Below are 15890 nucleotides of genomic sequence, written 5' to 3'. Positions count from 1 at the left end.
GTGCGTCCCCTTCTGACTTTAGCTGCTTATTAAGCTAGCTGCGGAATAAAGAATTACTTCTTCGCTTCCGTAATTGTTACCCCTTTAACATCCCACTCCATACCGTAGTTCGGCAGTACAAGACCTTGTACCGTGTTGCGAACGAGGTAAGGAACTTTACGGGAATAGACAGGACCTACAGCCATATCTTCCATCAGGATTTTCTCTGCGTCTACTAACAGCTGAGAACGTTTAGCAGGATCCGCTTCTTTGTCAGCGGCTTTGATTTTCTCGTCATAGGTAGGGTTGCTGTAATAAACGTTGTTGAACTCGCTGCCCGTTACCCACATGTCGAGGAAAGTCATCGGATCGTTGTAATCAGCGCCCCAAAGTGCAAGTACGATATCGTAGTCGCCTTTGTTTTGACGTTCTACACGAAGTTTGTGCGGAACCGGCTCGCCGACTGCTTTGTAACCGAGGTTTTTCTCCCACTCGCCCATCAGGAATTCGATGGATTTCTTACCGGAGCCCTGCTCGTCGCCGAGGAGCTTCAGTTCTGGAAGTTTGTCGATGCCGAGTTCTTTCAGACCTGCTGCCAGGTATTCTTTCGCTTTGGCCGGATCTGCTTTCGGAAGCGTGTCGCCGGCAGTTTTACGGAATTCGTTCTTGTTGCCGTCCTGAGTACCGTCGGCTACAAGACCTCTTGCCGCTGCAGTACCGTTGTTGGCAAGCGTCAGTACATAAGCGTCACGGTCAACCGCAAGCGTCAGTGCTTTACGGATGTTTGCGTTGGCCAGAACTTTGTTCTTCTGGTTGTACATGAAGTACATCGAAGTCAATTCGTTCTTCACTTTGATGTTTTCTTTGTCCGTTTGAGATTTCGCTTTGAACTGGTCGCTGCTCAGGTTCGTTACGTCTGTCTCTTCGGTTTCATACAGGTTCAAGGAGCTGTTGGAGTCTGTCACGATGTTAACCGTCAGTTTCTCCAGTTTTACGTTGGCAGCATCCCAGTAGTTCGGGTTTTTCTCGAATACGAGGTTTTGGTCGTGGTTCCATTGTTTCAGAACGAACGGACCTGCACCGATAATTTTGTCAGCGTCGCCGCCGTATTTTTCACCGTTTTTGGTAACCAGATCTTCACGTTGCGGGAAGAAAATCGGGAAAGCAAGGAGATCTTCGAAGAAGGTAACCGGCTTTTCCAGTGTAATTTCGAGTGTTTTTTCATCAATCGCTTTAACGCCCAGAGCTTTTTTCTTAGCTTCTACTTCTTCAGGCTTTGCTTTGATGATGTCATTTCCGCCTTTAATCCAGGCAGTCATGAAATTGTATTGCGCTTTGGTGCTCGGATCGAGAGTACGTTGGAAGGAATAAACGAAATCGCTTGCTTTGACCGGCTGACCGTCAGCCCATTTCGCGTCACGGAGCTTAATGGTGTAAACGAGACCGTCTTTGGAAATTTCCGGTTTGGCAGCTGCAAGTCCAGGCTGCGGTTTGCCGTCTTTATCGAGACGGTAGAGGCCTTCATTCAGTGCGTTCAGCATCGTAAATGCTGCGTTTGTAGTACCTTTGGAGCTGTCTAGAACCGGTGGCTCGGCATTGAAGTTAATGCGAAGTTCTTGCTTAGCGGCATTTGCTTTGTCTGTACCGCCGTTGTCCCCCGTTGCTGCCTTGTCGTCACTGCCACAACCTGCTGCGATACTGCCGACAAGCGTCAGTGCAACCGCTGTGGAAACCCACTTTTTAGCTTTCATACGGTAATTATTCCTCCCTTTAATAATAAATCTTATGGTTAAAGGTGTTTGACGGAAAATTTTGAATTTTCCAATGACACCGCTTCCCCTAATTGAGGCACTTCTCCGAGCTAAAGCGACAATATCGGCCTTTCGCCTTTACATGTTACATTTTATAACACAGTTTGTCAGGAAGTCCAGAATCTTTTTTTAGAAAAAGAACTTTCTCTTGCAAAAATGTTAAAAAGCTGTAAAGGCTAAACTGTTACTAATTACCTATTATACAACCAAAGGTCAATAAAATCTACTTGTAATTTTCTACATAGGTACGAGTATTTGAGACTTCAGAACCGCGCCTGGCCTGCGCCAGCGCTGCTTTAGAGCGTTAATTCGGCAATTAGTTGAACTGCGGTCAATTCATGTCGAAAAAGGAAGACCGCTATCCGAGAACAGCCGTCCCCATGCGAACCACCATAAACATGACATACAGAAGAGAAAGTCCCATAAAACTGAGCCGCCATACGATCCGCAGCGATTTCCCCAGTTCCATCTTCCCTTTCCTGTCGTTCTGGTGTCCGCCTATAAGGCCGAAAACGATAAGAATGACCAGCAGAAGAAACCACAATCCGAACGAGCTGGAGAACAAAGAGTTCCACAGTGATGCGACGGATCCGAGCAGCAGGAAGGTCGTGAGATCCATAGTAATCCGGGTGGATTTTTTCTTTTCTTTGGTTACAATATATACGATTATCCATATCAGCACAAAGGAAAGAAAAGGGAGCATTGCGAGTACCGCATATATGCTGGACAATCCGTCTATGAATGAATCCAATCCCATCATCACCCACTTTGCTCCGCAGCTTTAATCAGCCGGTATACGGTTTCATGAGTGGGCATAGACATCCCGGCCCGCTCCGCTTTTCCGAGCAGACCACCCGTGATCGCCTCAATTTCCGTCGTCCTGCCCGCCGCGATATCCTGCAGCATCGAAGATCGGTTGACAGCCGTCTTCCGGCAAACTTCCAGGATTTCGTCCCATAAAGATTCTTCAACCGTTACGTGCTGTGTAAGCGCCAAATCCCTTCCTTCCTCGAAGAGTTTCCTCATCAGCAACAGTGAGTCCGAAGTCTCAGGCAGCTTCCCGTTAGGAACCCGGAGCAGAGCCGTCAGCGGATTAATCACCGCATTGATCAAAAGCTTGCTCCATATATGGCGCTCTATACTCTTCGACACAAAAACGTCAAATCCTGCTTGCTTTAAACAATCTTGAACCGTTTTCAAATTTATTTGCGGCGCCTTCTCTATATACGGTTCCGTATCCTTAGCATGAACATGGCCGATCCGTGTCCAGCCGCGGCCCGTATGCGCCACTTCCGAATGCGACAAACGTCTTGCCCCCTCCGTGGTCACGGCCTGGATCATGAAGGGACGGGCTTTCTCGCTGTCCAGCTTCTCCCAGTGGCCGATGCCGTTCTGCAGCGAAACAAGCCCCGCGCCGTTCTCCATGGAAGAAATCAGATAAGACGCCAATTCCTTCGTAAAAGCCGTCTGTTTTACTGCCAGGAGAATAAACCTTGCCTCGGATCGATCCGCGGAATTCAAACCGCTCACGGCATCCCGAAAAGCGAGTGCGGGGACTTCAGCCGTTAACTCCGTCCAGCCTTCCACACGGATTCCTTTCTCGTTTACGGCTTCCGCCTGTTCCCTGCTCCTCGTTACCAGTTTTACCCGGCAGCCGGTTGCGGCCAGCTTAGCCGCAAACAGCAGTCCCAGCGAGCCTCCTCCGACGACTTCTACCAGCATGGCCCCCACTCCTTTATACTTATTTTGCATTCTGCCCCTTATTCCTTGTTTGCATGATTCGCCATTTTTCAGCCATTCACCGCAAGGCCGGCGGAATCCTTCTTGACGCTTCAAAAAAATAAATCCCCCCGGCACTATACCGGAAGGATTCCAGGAAGATCTTTAATCTATTCTCTCTAAATTACCGTTTGCGTCCATTTTGAACCTCGGCTTGCTTTCTTCCTCTTCTTCTACTAAAAAGGCCATTTTCCGGGCACGGTCCATAATTTGGATAAGTGCCTTATAATCATCGTTGACAACCCGGTAATCGGTTTCAACTTCATTGACCTGCTTGTTGAGCTGCTCGTTCTCTCTGCGGTATTTGGAAAGCTCCTCTTCCTTGTCGTTCAAAGAGCGCTCCATTTGTTTGATATGGCGCATCAGATCCTGATAAGTCTGCTTCCACTGCCGCAGGAACCGGATTACCGCATCAACGGAAAGCGCCTCTTCCGTCACTTCACGGCCCGACGGGTCCAGAACGTCTAGAACGGCTAGCGAGGCTCCCCCGGAAATAGTAGAAACGGCCGCGTGCTTTTTGAGCTGCGCTCTTTTCTGTCGCTGGGATTTCGCAATGGAAATGGCGGCCTCGTATTTCTTGCGTACGAAGCTGTTCCACCGGAACCCGCATGCCGCGGCCGTCCGCCCGATACGCTCCCCCACTTCTTCAAACGCGGCCAGTTGAGTGCTGCCTTCCCGGATATGGCGCAGCGTTACCTCCGCGAGCATCAAATCATCTTCGTCGCTCCAAGCATCCTGCCTGATTGCCGTCATGTTTTACAATCCTCCTAACCTAGTGTCCAAAATAGATCACGTCCTACCGCGCATTCGACTTTCATGCCCAATCGGCCGGACCGTTCATAAGCCGGGCAGGAGATTTATCCGTGAACGGTTCCGCTCGTAATATCTCTATGCCCCTGGCAGATTTCATAGAATCTATTTGATACTATTTGGTATTTCCAATTTTTATGACACTCATACCTAAAAAGAAGACCGGTTAAGAGACAACCGAGGGAGCTTCCTCCGGAATTGGCAATGCTTGTCACAACTTTTTAACAAAGGTAGACGATTGGATGTTTACACTACAGGGTATGCTGGGTATAATGAAGATTAGATTATTTCGCATCGTGGTAGGAGAGGGGGAAGTTTTCATGGATCGCATGTTCCGAGTTCTGGGTTTCTGGACTCTGGTGATCGCCCTGATGAGTCTGGCGGGAGAAATGTATCCCATGTCCATGCTGTTCTTTTTTCAAACCGTCGTATTCGTACTACTTGGCTATCTGAAGCTGTCGGAACGTACATACATCGTACTGTTCTGGGGCTATATGGTTATTTCGTTTACCGGATTCACGTACTGGTCCGTGTTCAAAATGCCTCTCTAATTACATACGGCGCTTGAGCAAAAAAGGTGATTCGCGATTGAACTCGCGGATCACCTTTTTTTCGTTGGATTTGAAGACAATTTGCGTCCGCTCACCGCTAAACCGGTTTTGCTTCTTAAACTTATATGTGCAGATTCTGCGCCGTCCCATAGAACCGGGCCCCAAAAACCATGATAGGTACGGCCGGCACGAGAATCACTTCATTTCCCTATTCCTGCTTCGGTCATAGGGTAGACTTCCCGGCATGACCGGCTGTCCGGCCGGCCGATGGTCTGACTCAGAAGGGATCGGGCAGAGATTGCCGGATGATTACCGTCATAAGACGCCGCAACGAGTGCCGGAAAAATCGGTTTCCGCGCACTTCAATCGCGGATTCGGCTTTCTTCTCGCTCAAGCGTCAGCACCTTGAACAGCTCACTCATCCCGTCGCTGATGAGCAGCTGCCGGATCGCCCGGTTCGCTTTCGCTTCCGGGCTGAACGGATCCCGGCCGGCATGCTCCACGAGCCGGCCGAGGATGCCGCCGCGCACGAGGAACTCGCGCTGCGTCTCGTACCGGGCGACGGTCCACCCCGCCGCCCAGGCCGCGCGCATGCACGCCGTGAAATCGACGTGCGCGGTGATATCCTTACGCCCCGCGGCGGCGTAAGGATTGTCATCGGCGATATGCCGCCGGTAGCACATCAGCGTCCCGTTCATCCGGTGGGACGCATAGAGCTCTCCGGCGGTATCGCCGTAGTCCACCAGCAGCAGCCGTCCGCTGCGGATGCGCCCCGCGGTGCGGGTGATCCACTCCCCCGCGCCAAGATTCACTTCCGCCTGCTGCCCGTGGGCTAGGCGGATCCCCTCGCGGCCGAGATGCATCGCGGCCGGGTGGCCTTCTCCGAGCGGCAGCCACCGCTCGGTAAAACCCGTGCGGTCGTCCCATCCGACCGCACCGAGCTCGAGCCGGCCGTCCCGGCAGCGGACGCGGTGCACCGGCATCGCGTCCGCCAGCTCGTTGGCGACGGCGAACACTCCGCCGCCGGCCGGCTCGGCAAGCCACTCCGCCTCCGTCAGGAACCGGAGGCGGTCCGCATGCTCCCGCAGCGTCTCCCGCTGCAGGGCGCGGTGGTACGCGCTCGATTCGATCGCCGTGATCGAAACGGACGCGTACCGCTCCGGGCTGCGGCTGCGCAGCGCGTCCAGCACGTGCCTCGCCAGCCGGCCCGTGCCTCCGCCGAATTCGACGAATTCGACGGGCCTGCCGGCCGGCACGCTCACGGCATAAGCCAACAGCTCGCCGGCGATGATCTCTCCCATCACGCTTCCCAGATTGGAGCTCGTGTAAAAATCCCCGTCCCGTCCGATTTTGGTCTCTTCGCGGCGGTAATAGCCGAACTCCGGGTGATACAGACAAATCGTCATATAATCCCGAAAAGGAAGAGGTCCCTCTTCTTCTATTTTTCTTTTCAAAATCGCGATGATTTCCGGGTGGCCGGCATCCGCCGCGGTTTCTCCGGCTGACGAAGGAATGCCCCTACGACCATTAAATCCGCTCATTTTCTCGCCTCCAGGAAAATTGTAGGGATAAAGACAAATAGAACCTGAATAGATATAATAGAAAAGGTAGAAAAGGAAGGGGATTCCCAGCATGTTCAAAGCACTCATTTCACTTTCTATAGCCATTGCCATTCCCGCCGTTCTCATATCCGGCTGTTCGGAGCGCAAAGCTGCCAAGGCCGCCGTCAAAGTCGCCCTGCAGAAGCAGACGGAGATGAACGCTTTCGCTTTCGCGGGCCAGGCCGATCTTCACCTGGACGGGCTTCCGGCAGGAGATTCGTCCACAGTGCCGGGGCAGCTGTTTTCGTTTCTCAAGGACAGCAAGCTGGAATGGAAAGGCGCCGCATCCTTAAATCCGGTCCGGTGGGAATCCGATCTCAAGGCAGCTTCGCGGAGCGGTTCGGCCGAACTGACGGTCCCTCTTCTTTTCCAAGATAACAAATTGTTTTTCCATATGCCACTTCTTAACCCGGATAACGAATATTTCGTGACACGGCTGGGGCTGCCGCCGGACTCTCCGGCTTCCGCAGCGGATAAGACGGGCACGGTTCCGAAAGCCGCGGCTTCTCCCGCGCTGGAGCATCTCTCCAGGCTTTCTTCCGATTTGTCCAAGCTTCTGCAGGAAGGAGCCGACGAAGCCTGGTTTGAGCATGACGGGGAAGTCAAGCTGACGGACGGTTCGGCAGCCCGGTCGTATACGGCCTCCGTAACCCGTATGAACGCAGGCGCCTGGAATAAGAAGGTACAGGAGAAGCTTCCCCGTTTTCTGGAAGCGCTGAAATCAAACGGGCTTATTTCCGAGGCGCAGGCCGCCGAATTCGGGCGTTCGGCAAACTCGTTTAAATTATCCGCCCCCGGTAAATGGACGGTCATTGTCGACAAGGAAGGGTTTTTACGAAAGCTCGATATGGAATTTAAGTTTACGGGCCCCGGAGGGAATAAATCTTCCGCATCGGTCCAGACCTTCTCTTTCCAGCAGTCTTTCGATGCCGTAAACCAAACACCGGAATTTCGGAAGCCGCTGCCCCGGCAAACCAAGTCTATCGATGAAGTTCTCAAGAGTCTTGGCAGCGCCGGCAAACAATAGAGCAAGCTGCTTACTTTCCGCCTGCGGGAGGTAAGTATTTTTTTGAACCCGTTCTCATAGAATGGGATAATTTCGGAATTAAAGGGGTCGCCACATGATTTTGAAAAAATTCTATCTCACCTTCTGCGCCCTTCTGATCGGGACAAGCCTCCTTTTCGTTCCGGTTCATGCGGAAAACAGGACGGAAGCGGAAAAGAAAGAAACCGAAGCACTTCTGCAGAAAGGGCTGACGGTCCATGAAATCGACCGTGAAGTCGCCCGCCTCGCAGAGGAAGACGTCAAACTTGGCGGGCAGCTGACCGATACAGAGAAAAAAATCGCCGCCCAGGAAATCGTCGTTAAAGATGCGAAAAAACGGGCGGGCAAGGTCATCCGCTCCTATTATGCCGGCGAGCGCGAATCGCTCTGGTCCGTCCTGCTGTCGGTCCGCTCGCTGCCGGATCTCCTCAAAACGTACGAGTATCTGGACATCATTCTCGATCATGATCACCGTTCGCTGACGGCTCATCAGGATGCTTACCGCGAGCTGGGCGCCATGAAAACGAAATTGGCGAATCAACGCACCGATTTGCAGAAAACCAAAGAAAACTATCTTAAGCAAAAGGAGCGGATTCTCGCTCTACAGTCCGAGCTGAACCGGGAACTGGACGCAAGCGGAAGGAGCGAACTGATTCTCGCTCTAATCCAGGAACTCAACGGACGCTGGGAACAGGAAGGACTGCCGTTGTTCCGTACTTATTTCCGGTCGCTCGCCGGTGTGATGGATTATTTCCCGGAACTGCTGACACCGGGGGGCAAGGACAGTCATTTGACCCTGGAATCGGGCGGAGGCAAGTTTCAAATGACCGATCATCAGCTTAACGCATTCCTTCGCAGCAAAGACGGCAAGTTCGACGATCTAACGTTCCAGTTCAAGCCAGACGGTGTCATGGCCTTCGGCACCAAAGGCGATATGGACGTCTCCATAAAGGGCACCTACGAAATGGAAAAGGACGGAGACCAGCCCGTCATCGCCTTCCGCGTGCAGGAATTAGTGTTTAACGGGTTTAAACTGCCTGATACAACGGGTAAGTCACTGGAAAAGGAATTTAATCTGCGCATTTATCCGAAGAAACTCTTCTCCTTCGTTTCTGTGGAACATATTACCCTGGAAGACGGACTTTTGGCCATTAAACTCGGGCTAAACTGGTAAACCGATCCCGTCTGTCGTGATCCACCGCTTTTGTAAGGCCAATGGTTTATTGTTCCGTAAGGATGATAAGGTGCGCTGGAAGAAGAGTCTTCATCGGGTTAACGTGAATGCGCCGGATACGAAAGCGAGGAAATGATTATGCAGCTAAAACCCGCCCTAATCGTAGATTTCCGCCAAGACGGACCGGCGGCAGACTCCGCCCCGTTTGATCCCGAACTTAAAGAGACGGTCGAACTGTTCGATCAGGATGAAGAAGTCTTTGTTTTTAACCGTGAGGAGGAGCTAAGGCAAGCTAAGGAGCTGGTCAGCCGGCACGGTTACGAAGCCGAGACGATGAATCTCGTGCTGCTTCCTCCCCATGCGGAACGGACGGGACATTTTTCGGATTACGGTTTTGAAAGCGGCGCCGGACACCTCTACTTGTACGAACCCGGCATCGCCGTCTTCCGCCTCGGAACGGGCGCTGTACAAGATACGGATTCTCCCATGAAAACCGCATCCGAAGCCGAACCGGAGCTGGCCCAGCGGCAAATGGACGAATACGTGATTGCCCGGTTTCACGAAGCGGACGGTCTTCACTTCGTGGTTGACCGCCAGCATGACGAATTGATGGACCGGACGGCTCGGGCTTACGGCTGCACGGTGGATTTTATCATCTCTTGACTAATGAATGCTGCACCGGAAACCTCCGGCAGGCATAACAAAAAGCGGCAGGGCTAAATGCCCGCCGCTTTTTCGTGCGCTACAGCAAATCGGCCGCCAGTTGGGCGAGGTGGGAGCGCTCGCCTTTTTCCAGCGTTACGTGCCCGCTGATTTCTTCCTGCTTGAACCTCTCGACCGCATAAGTCAAACCGTTGCTCGCCGCGTCCAGGTAAGGATGATCGATCTGGCCGGGATCACCCAGCAGAACGATTTTGCTGCCTTCGCCTACCCGGGATACGATCGTTTTCACTTCATGCTTGGAGAGATTCTGCGCTTCATCGATAATAATGAACTGTCCAGGAATGGAGCGTCCGCGGATATAAGTCAGGGCCTCCACCTGAATACTGCCGAGCCCGGCGAGTATTTTCTCGATATCCCCCGCTTTTTTCGTATCGAAGAGAAATTCCAGGTTATCGTAGATCGGCTGCATCCAAGGCCGGAGCTTCTCGTCCTTCTCACCCGGCAGGTAGCCGATATCTTTCCCCATAGGAACGACAGGACGCGCGATCGTCAATTTTTTGTATTTACGCTCGTCTTCCACTTTGAGCAGTCCCGCTGCCAGCGTCAGCAAGGTTTTGCCGGTGCCGGCCTTGCCCGAAAGGGTTACGAAGGAAATGTCGTCGTTCAGAAGCAGCTCCAGTGCCATCCGCTGCTGAGCGTTGCGGGCGGCAATTCCCCACACCGGCTCGTTCGACAAGAAGAGCGGTTCCAGCTTTTTGCCGTCGGACGACGTTTTGAGCAGCGCCGATTTCGAGGTGCCCAGCTCATCCCGGAGAATGACGAATTCGTGCGGGTTCAACCGGTAGCCCAGATTCAGCGTAGGCACGCTCAGAAACCGGAACGAGTAAAACTCGTCGATGACGGACGGATGGACATGAAGCGTCGTGCAGCCCGCATACATTTCGTGATCGGAAACGACACGGTCGCTCAAGTAGTCCTGTGCGGTCAGACCGAGCACATCCGCCTTGATACGGACGAGTGTATCTTTACTCACCAGAATGACGGGCCGCGGCTCGGATTTCGTCTGTTCCTCCGTCCGGTAATTAAGCGCCACCGCTATAATCCGGTTATCGTTCGTCACCTCGGCGAAGACTTCTTGCATTTTATTGAAGCTCTTATGATTAAGCTCCACTTTCAGGCTGCCTCCGCTGTCGAGCGTAATTCCGTCATGCAGCCGTCCCCGTGTCCGCATCGCGTCCAGCAGTCTGGATACCATCCGGGCGTTGCGTCCGATTTCGTCGGCATTGCGCTTCTTGGAATCGATCTCTTCCAGCACGACGGCCGGAATGATAACTTCGTTATCTTCAAAAGAAAACATCGCGTTGGGATCCTGCAGCAGTACGTTGGTATCGAGCACGAAAATTTTTTTCATTCCCGAAATTCCCTCCCGAATCTGAAATGTTTACGGGGTTACCACGATACGGCCCCTGGGGAAAAGCTACAGGTTTACATCCTTCCCGCGGATCGATACCCGGCGGTTACGGCGGTTACGCCAGCTCTCAGCGTCTTCCCGTCGTTCGCCCGCATACCCCGATTCCGCAGAAAACGGCATTTTCAGACAAAGCGCCAAAGTGACAAAAAGCCCGGGCACAAAAGTGCCTAGGCTTTTTTCATCGCTTCAAATACTTGTCCGTCCAGCTTGTCGGCTGCACGTTTGTCATAAGTTTTCTCGAATTCAGGGTCAACGGAAATACGGGCGCCGTAGAACATCGCGTCGCGAACGGCACGGATATTCAGATCATAGCAGGCCAGCTTGAAGGGAACCCCTTCAAGAACTTCGGCCGCCGGCGCGGCTTCCGCGTAAATAGCGTGTACGGTCCCCGCGGCAATCATCGTAACGGTAGCCGACGGGTTCTTCTCCAAGTTAGCAATCAGACGGGAGCGCTTGTCAACAGCAAAGCGTATTCTTCCCGGGTCCGGCGCATATACCCACGAAATGGCATTGGCCGTAGGTGCTCCCGTTTCCGAGTCGATCGTATGCAGCAGGACGAGCTTTTCCTTTTGAAATTCCGCAATCAATTGTTCCGAGAGAGCTGTAATTTCTTCCGCCATGTCTGCAGCGCCTCCTGCATCATTTTAAATAAGTGCTGTTAGCGAACCAAGGCCCGCCTGATTTCATTATATCATATGGAAAAAGCTTCACGCTATGTACAGCAGCGGTCAGACACGGATTCACACTCCTTTAGCGACAGATACAACCATTGTATTCGTCTTCACAAGGAAGATATGTCACCCCTGTCTATCCCGGCATGAAAAAGACCGCTAGTTATTCGTTATATTTGGGATTGGAACCGATATCGGCAAGCAGGCGCTCGGCATGCTCACGGTCGAAAAAGACGGAATGCTTCTCCCCCTGCCGCACATAGTCGATCCGCAGACGGTACTCATCCGCCTCTGTCTTCTCAAATTCGCTTACACCATGATCTTCCCGCAAAATCTCTTCGAAAAAGCCGACCGTCTTCCCTGCCGCCTCGTCAAGAGGTCTCGCATCGGCCACAATGCGGATTTGCAGCCAGTTAAACAAAGCGTCCTGAAGCGTCATAGAATTCAGCCCCCCGGTTTGAAATCAAATGTTAACCAGCATATCCTTACTGTCCTGCTGGTCCGGAATCTTTCTTCTTGCGCCGTCCCTCAATAAAATAACGGATTCGCAGAATCAGCATAAGCAAAATCGCAAAGGCAAGCGAAGGAACAATCGGAATTTGCGGTCCGAGCACTTGGAAAAACGTAAGCATAAACGAACCAAGCGCAAGCAGGAAGTAAACGATCAGCGCTTTCAAAACCGGCAGTCTGCGTGTCCGGAAAACCTTGTTATACACGAAGGACATCATGATGAAGATAATGAGGCACGTCAGCCAAAAATTTTCGGCAAACCATTGGTACATTATGCTGCAACCCCCTTTGTATAGTTAAAAAAGAAGGAAATAAGGCGAAGGAACACAAATTCCCGCTTATTTCCCTTCGTGGGTGAAAAGATGGATTCAGTTATTACGCGTTGGCGTCAGCGGTTTTGCGCTGCTTCTCCGCGCGTTCACGCTCGTTCTTGTTCAAAATCTTCTTGCGAAGACGGATCGATTTCGGCGTAATTTCGCAATACTCGTCATCGTTCAAGTATTCGAGAGCCTGCTCCAGAGAGTAGATTCTCGGAACTTTCAGCTTAACGGTATCGTCTTTCCCTGCGGAACGGATGTTGTTAAGCTGTTTTTCTTTACAAATGTTAACGACGATATCGTTGTCGCGCGTATGCTCGCCAACGATCATGCCTTCGTACACTTCAGTAGCCGGCGTTACGAAGAGCGTACCACGGTCTTCGATCGACATCAAACCGTAAGTGGTGGCTACACCGTTCTCCATGGAAACCAGCACGCCTTCGTGACGGCCGCCGACACCCGCGCCGGCATAAGGGCCGTAGCTGTCGAAAGCATGGTTCATGATGCCGTAACCGCGTGTCAGCGTCAGGAAGTTCGTCCGGTAACCGATCAAGCCGCGTGCCGGAATCAGGAACTCCAGACGAACGTTGCCGTTGCCGTGGTTCACCATGTTCACCATTTCGGCTTTGCGCGTTCCGAGGCTTTCCATTACGGAGCCCATGCTGTCTTCCGGTACGTCGATCAGAAGACGCTCGATCGGCTCCATTTTTTGACCGTCGATGTGACGGATAATGACTTCCGGCTTGGAAACTTGAAGCTCGAAGCCTTCACGGCGCATATTCTCGATGAGAATGCCGAGGTGAAGCTCGCCGCGTCCCGATACGATAAACATATCCGGGCTGTCGGTTTCTTCCACGCGCAGGGAAACGTCCGTTTCCAGCTCGTTGAACAGACGCTCGCGAAGCTTGCGGGAAGTAACCCATTTGCCTTCGCGGCCTGCGAAAGGACTGTTGTTGACGATGAACGTCATCTGCAGCGTAGGCTCGTCGATTTTCAGAACCGGCAGTGCTTCCGGGTTAGCCGGATCGGCAATCGTCTCGCCGATGTTGATGTCCTTAATACCGGAGATCGCGATAATGTCACCGGCGCCCGCCTGCTCGATTTCAACACGCTTCAAACCTTGGAAACCGAACAGTTTCTCGATGCGCGCCTGCTTCATTCCGCCTTCGCGGGTCATAACGGCTACGGACTGCCCTTGCTTGATGATACCGCGGTTCACACGGCCGATCCCGATTCTTCCGAGATATTCGTTGAAGTCCATCAGGGTAACGAGGAATTGAAGAGGCTCGTCCACGCTTTCCGTCGGATGCGGGATATGGCTGACGATCGTCTCGTAAAGAGCCAGCATATTCTCGCCTTGAGAATCAGATTCCAAGCTGGACGTGCCCTGCAGGGCGGATGCATAAACAACCGGGAATTCCAGTTGATCGTCATTGGCACCCAGTTCGATGAACAGATCCAGCACTTCATCAATAACTTCGAGCGGGCGAGCGTTCGGACGGTCGATTTTGTTCACGACGACAACCGGAGTCAGGTTCTGCTCGAGTGCTTTACGAAGCACGAACTTCGTCTGAGGCATCGTTCCTTCGAAAGCATCGACGACCAGAAGAACACCGTCAACCATTTTCATAATCCGTTCCACTTCTCCGCCGAAATCGGCGTGTCCGGGAGTATCCATGATGTTAATCAGGTGGTCTTTATAGTTAATGGCCGTATTTTTGGCAAGGATGGTAATGCCGCGTTCCCGTTCCAAATCGCCGGAATCCATGGCGCGTTCCTGAACGGCTTCGTTCTCGCGGAATGTACCGGACTGCTGGAGAAGCTTATCGACTAGCGTTGTTTTACCGTGGTCAACGTGGGCAATGATCGCGATGTTGCGGATTTTCTCTCTGGGAAACATAAAGGTAGGTCCTCTCTCCTTGGGCGCAGCGCGCTTTTATTGAATGGGCAAAGCCATGAAACTTGGCAAAAACGTTGTGGTACCGTATGTGACGCGGAAAGCCGCAAGCCGGAGCTTCGGCCGTTCCGGGGAACATGCCTGTCTGGGACTGCTTTGACAGCTTTGACAGCTTTGTAAACCGGGCGGTCTGCCGGGACAGTTGCGAGAACCGCAGAAGCACCCGACCGGGATCTGTTTCAAAATAAGCGCCGGATGCATTCCGACGCTACAACGTTCCGATTATACGCGATAGAACTTCTAAAAGCAAGATTTTTCGGCAGCAAAAGAGGTTTTATTCTCCGCTTTCCGCACTTTTTACACGCTACCAGATTCTTTTGCCCGATACGATCAGTACGGCGCCGGCAGCCAGCAGAAGCACGATAAACACGTAGATGCTCACCGTAAACACCAGGTTGAAGAGCAGCAGCACTACGGAGATGAGCGCGAGTCCGATGGCAATCATCCGCAGCCCGTTATCCCGGCTCTTTTCGAAATAAACGAGTTCATAGAGCCCGACCGCGATCCCGAAAATGAATCCCGGCCATAGAATGGACATGAGCCCCCAGCCGAACAAGCTGCACAGAAAAAAGAGGATGCCGTACGTAACGAGAACGCCGCCCGGAAAAACCGCCGCGGATGGCAATGTCCGGTTGAAGACGAGAGCGTGCAGCACGAGGCCGGGCAGCACGAGCAGCACAAGCGGCCACAAAAGCGCCCCGATGAACGTGAAAAAGCCGATTTTTCCGAGCAGTAGAACTAGAGCCACCCCGACAAGAATGATTCCCATAGATAACGGTTTGTTCGACATCTGAGATCCCCCTGTATTCGGACGACACCTTGACGGACTTCGGATCTGCGGATTGCCGGAATAGCGGCCAGGTTTTCTTATCGCCATCTCCGTATCTTGGAAGTCCGGCTGTCCGCCCCTCCGCGTCCGCAGGCAATTCCGCCCGGTATCGACACGCTTTTTATTTCCAGTTTATCGCAAACGGGAAATGCTGGCTAGAGCCAATCCTCGGGCGGAAATACGAATAAGCTATTCTTTTATCGATTCAAAAGAGGCGTCGTATAGCCGGAACATCGTTTTGTAGCCGGACTCGTCGACTTTAATGCCCACGTCGAGCCTGCCCTTGATTTTAAGGGGACCTGACGTGTAGCGCAGCTTCGTTTCCTTCGGCACGAATACAATCATAATCTTGTTCCAGTAAGTCTCGTCCCCGTTGTCAAAAGGGCATTCCGCCCCGGGCGCGGGAATGAGCAGAAACCAGTGTTTGTCGAAGGACAGGACTTCGCCCATAAACCCCCGGATCTCTACGCTTTTCCCGTTGAGATCCCAGAATTTGTTCGACGGCGTCGCCTGCTTCTCGTCGTCGAAGAACTCCGTCCACTTCAGCACGGGGGACGAAGATTTGGCAGGGGCCGCCGACGGCTTCGCGGAGGCCGGAGTCTTGTCCGCGGCGCCGGTCCCGGCGGACGCATTCTTCTGCGGCGGCGCGCTTGCCGCAGGAGCGGTCACGGCGGCCGTGCCGCCGGAGGGGGCCGACGACGGCTGCGCGGAGCCGCCCGCGG

15 protein-coding genes and 1 pseudogene are annotated in these 15890 nt (G+C 52.9%); 4 read left to right on the top strand and 12 right to left on the bottom strand.

All coding sequences use genetic code 11. The annotated features are described in order from the left end of the window. Positions 1-53: 53 nt before the first annotated feature. The 4 genes from PCH01S_RS20220 to PCH01S_RS20205 all read right to left on the bottom strand — a co-directional run bounded on the left by PCH01S_RS20220 (position 54) and on the right by PCH01S_RS20205 (position 4322). Positions 54-1730 carry a peptide ABC transporter substrate-binding protein gene (locus PCH01S_RS20220; RefSeq protein WP_042232429.1) on the bottom strand — a complete coding sequence of 559 codons (1677 nt, stop codon included), beginning with the start codon at positions 1728-1730 and terminating at the stop codon, positions 54-56. 418 nt (positions 1731-2148) lie between these two features. Further along, positions 2149-2547 (bottom strand): DUF3397 domain-containing protein, encoded by a 399-nt coding sequence (locus PCH01S_RS20215; RefSeq protein ID WP_241688916.1) that lies wholly within the window; start codon positions 2545-2547, stop codon positions 2149-2151. 2 nt (positions 2548-2549) lie between these two features. Next, positions 2550-3512 (bottom strand): ketopantoate reductase family protein, encoded by a 963-nt coding sequence (locus PCH01S_RS20210; RefSeq protein ID WP_042232425.1) that lies wholly within the window; start codon positions 3510-3512, stop codon positions 2550-2552. Positions 3513-3674: 162 nt separating this feature from the next. Further along, positions 3675-4322: an RsfA family transcriptional regulator gene (locus tag PCH01S_RS20205; protein WP_042232423.1), complete on the bottom strand. Its 648-nt coding sequence runs from the start codon at positions 4320-4322 to the stop codon at positions 3675-3677. A 377-nt stretch (positions 4323-4699) separates the two neighbouring features. On the opposite strand from PCH01S_RS20205, the gene PCH01S_RS20200 reads away from it, so the two are divergent. After that, positions 4700-4930: a DUF2626 domain-containing protein gene (locus PCH01S_RS20200; RefSeq protein ID WP_009671348.1), complete on the top strand. Its 231-nt coding sequence runs from the start codon at positions 4700-4702 to the stop codon at positions 4928-4930. Between the two features lie 362 nt (positions 4931-5292). Here PCH01S_RS20200 and PCH01S_RS20195 read toward each other — a convergent pair whose 3' ends face one another. Next, positions 5293-6471 carry a class I SAM-dependent methyltransferase gene (locus tag PCH01S_RS20195; protein WP_042232420.1) on the bottom strand — a complete coding sequence of 393 codons (1179 nt, stop codon included), beginning with the start codon at positions 6469-6471 and terminating at the stop codon, positions 5293-5295. A 91-nt stretch (positions 6472-6562) separates the two neighbouring features. On the opposite strand from PCH01S_RS20195, the gene PCH01S_RS20190 reads away from it, so the two are divergent. From PCH01S_RS20190 to PCH01S_RS20180, 3 genes are all read left to right on the top strand, one after another. Next, on the top strand, positions 6563-7558 hold the full coding sequence (locus PCH01S_RS20190) for a hypothetical protein (RefSeq protein ID WP_042232418.1): 996 nt from the start codon (positions 6563-6565) through the stop codon (positions 7556-7558). A gap of 94 nt (positions 7559-7652) precedes the next feature. After that, a complete protein-coding gene (locus PCH01S_RS20185) occupies positions 7653-8750 on the top strand; it encodes a coiled-coil domain-containing protein (protein WP_042232416.1) in 1098 nt (365 codons plus the stop codon). A 138-nt stretch (positions 8751-8888) separates the two neighbouring features. Beyond that, on the top strand, positions 8889-9413 hold the full coding sequence (locus tag PCH01S_RS20180; RefSeq protein WP_042232415.1) for a hypothetical protein: 525 nt from the start codon (positions 8889-8891) through the stop codon (positions 9411-9413). A gap of 79 nt (positions 9414-9492) precedes the next feature. On the opposite strand, the gene PCH01S_RS20175 is transcribed toward PCH01S_RS20180, so the two are convergent. From PCH01S_RS20175 to PCH01S_RS20145, 7 genes and pseudogenes are all read right to left on the bottom strand, one after another. After that, positions 9493-10824, bottom strand: coding sequence for a PhoH family protein (locus PCH01S_RS20175; protein ID WP_042232413.1), 1332 nt, complete (start codon positions 10822-10824; stop codon positions 9493-9495). A 227-nt stretch (positions 10825-11051) separates the two neighbouring features. Continuing rightward, positions 11052-11504, bottom strand: coding sequence for a pyridoxamine 5'-phosphate oxidase family protein (locus PCH01S_RS20170; protein ID WP_042232411.1), 453 nt, complete (start codon positions 11502-11504; stop codon positions 11052-11054). A gap of 214 nt (positions 11505-11718) precedes the next feature. Further along, on the bottom strand, positions 11719-11994 hold the full coding sequence (locus tag PCH01S_RS20165) for a hypothetical protein (protein WP_042232409.1): 276 nt from the start codon (positions 11992-11994) through the stop codon (positions 11719-11721). Between the two features lie 46 nt (positions 11995-12040). Further along, positions 12041-12337, bottom strand: a complete 297-nt coding sequence (locus PCH01S_RS20160) for a YlaH-like family protein (protein ID WP_042232407.1) — start codon at positions 12335-12337, stop codon at positions 12041-12043. Positions 12338-12440: 103 nt separating this feature from the next. Then, positions 12441-14282, bottom strand: coding sequence for a translational GTPase TypA (typA, locus tag PCH01S_RS20155; RefSeq protein WP_042232405.1), 1842 nt, complete (start codon positions 14280-14282; stop codon positions 12441-12443). A gap of 361 nt (positions 14283-14643) precedes the next feature. Next, complete coding sequence (locus tag PCH01S_RS20150) at positions 14644-15129, bottom strand: hypothetical protein (protein ID WP_042232402.1); 486 nt, start codon at positions 15127-15129, stop codon at positions 14644-14646. A 228-nt stretch (positions 15130-15357) separates the two neighbouring features. After that, positions 15358-15890, bottom strand: a pseudogene (locus tag PCH01S_RS20145) (hypothetical protein); the annotation flags it as partial.

Origin of the sequence: Paenibacillus chitinolyticus NBRC 15660 (assembly GCF_000739915.1) — a bacterium.
Lineage (GTDB): Bacteria > Bacillota > Bacilli > Paenibacillales > NBRC-103111 > Paenibacillus_F > Paenibacillus_F chitinolyticus.
The sequence above is the reverse complement of the archived record's forward strand: the minus strand, read 5'-3'. Positions and strand labels throughout refer to the sequence as shown.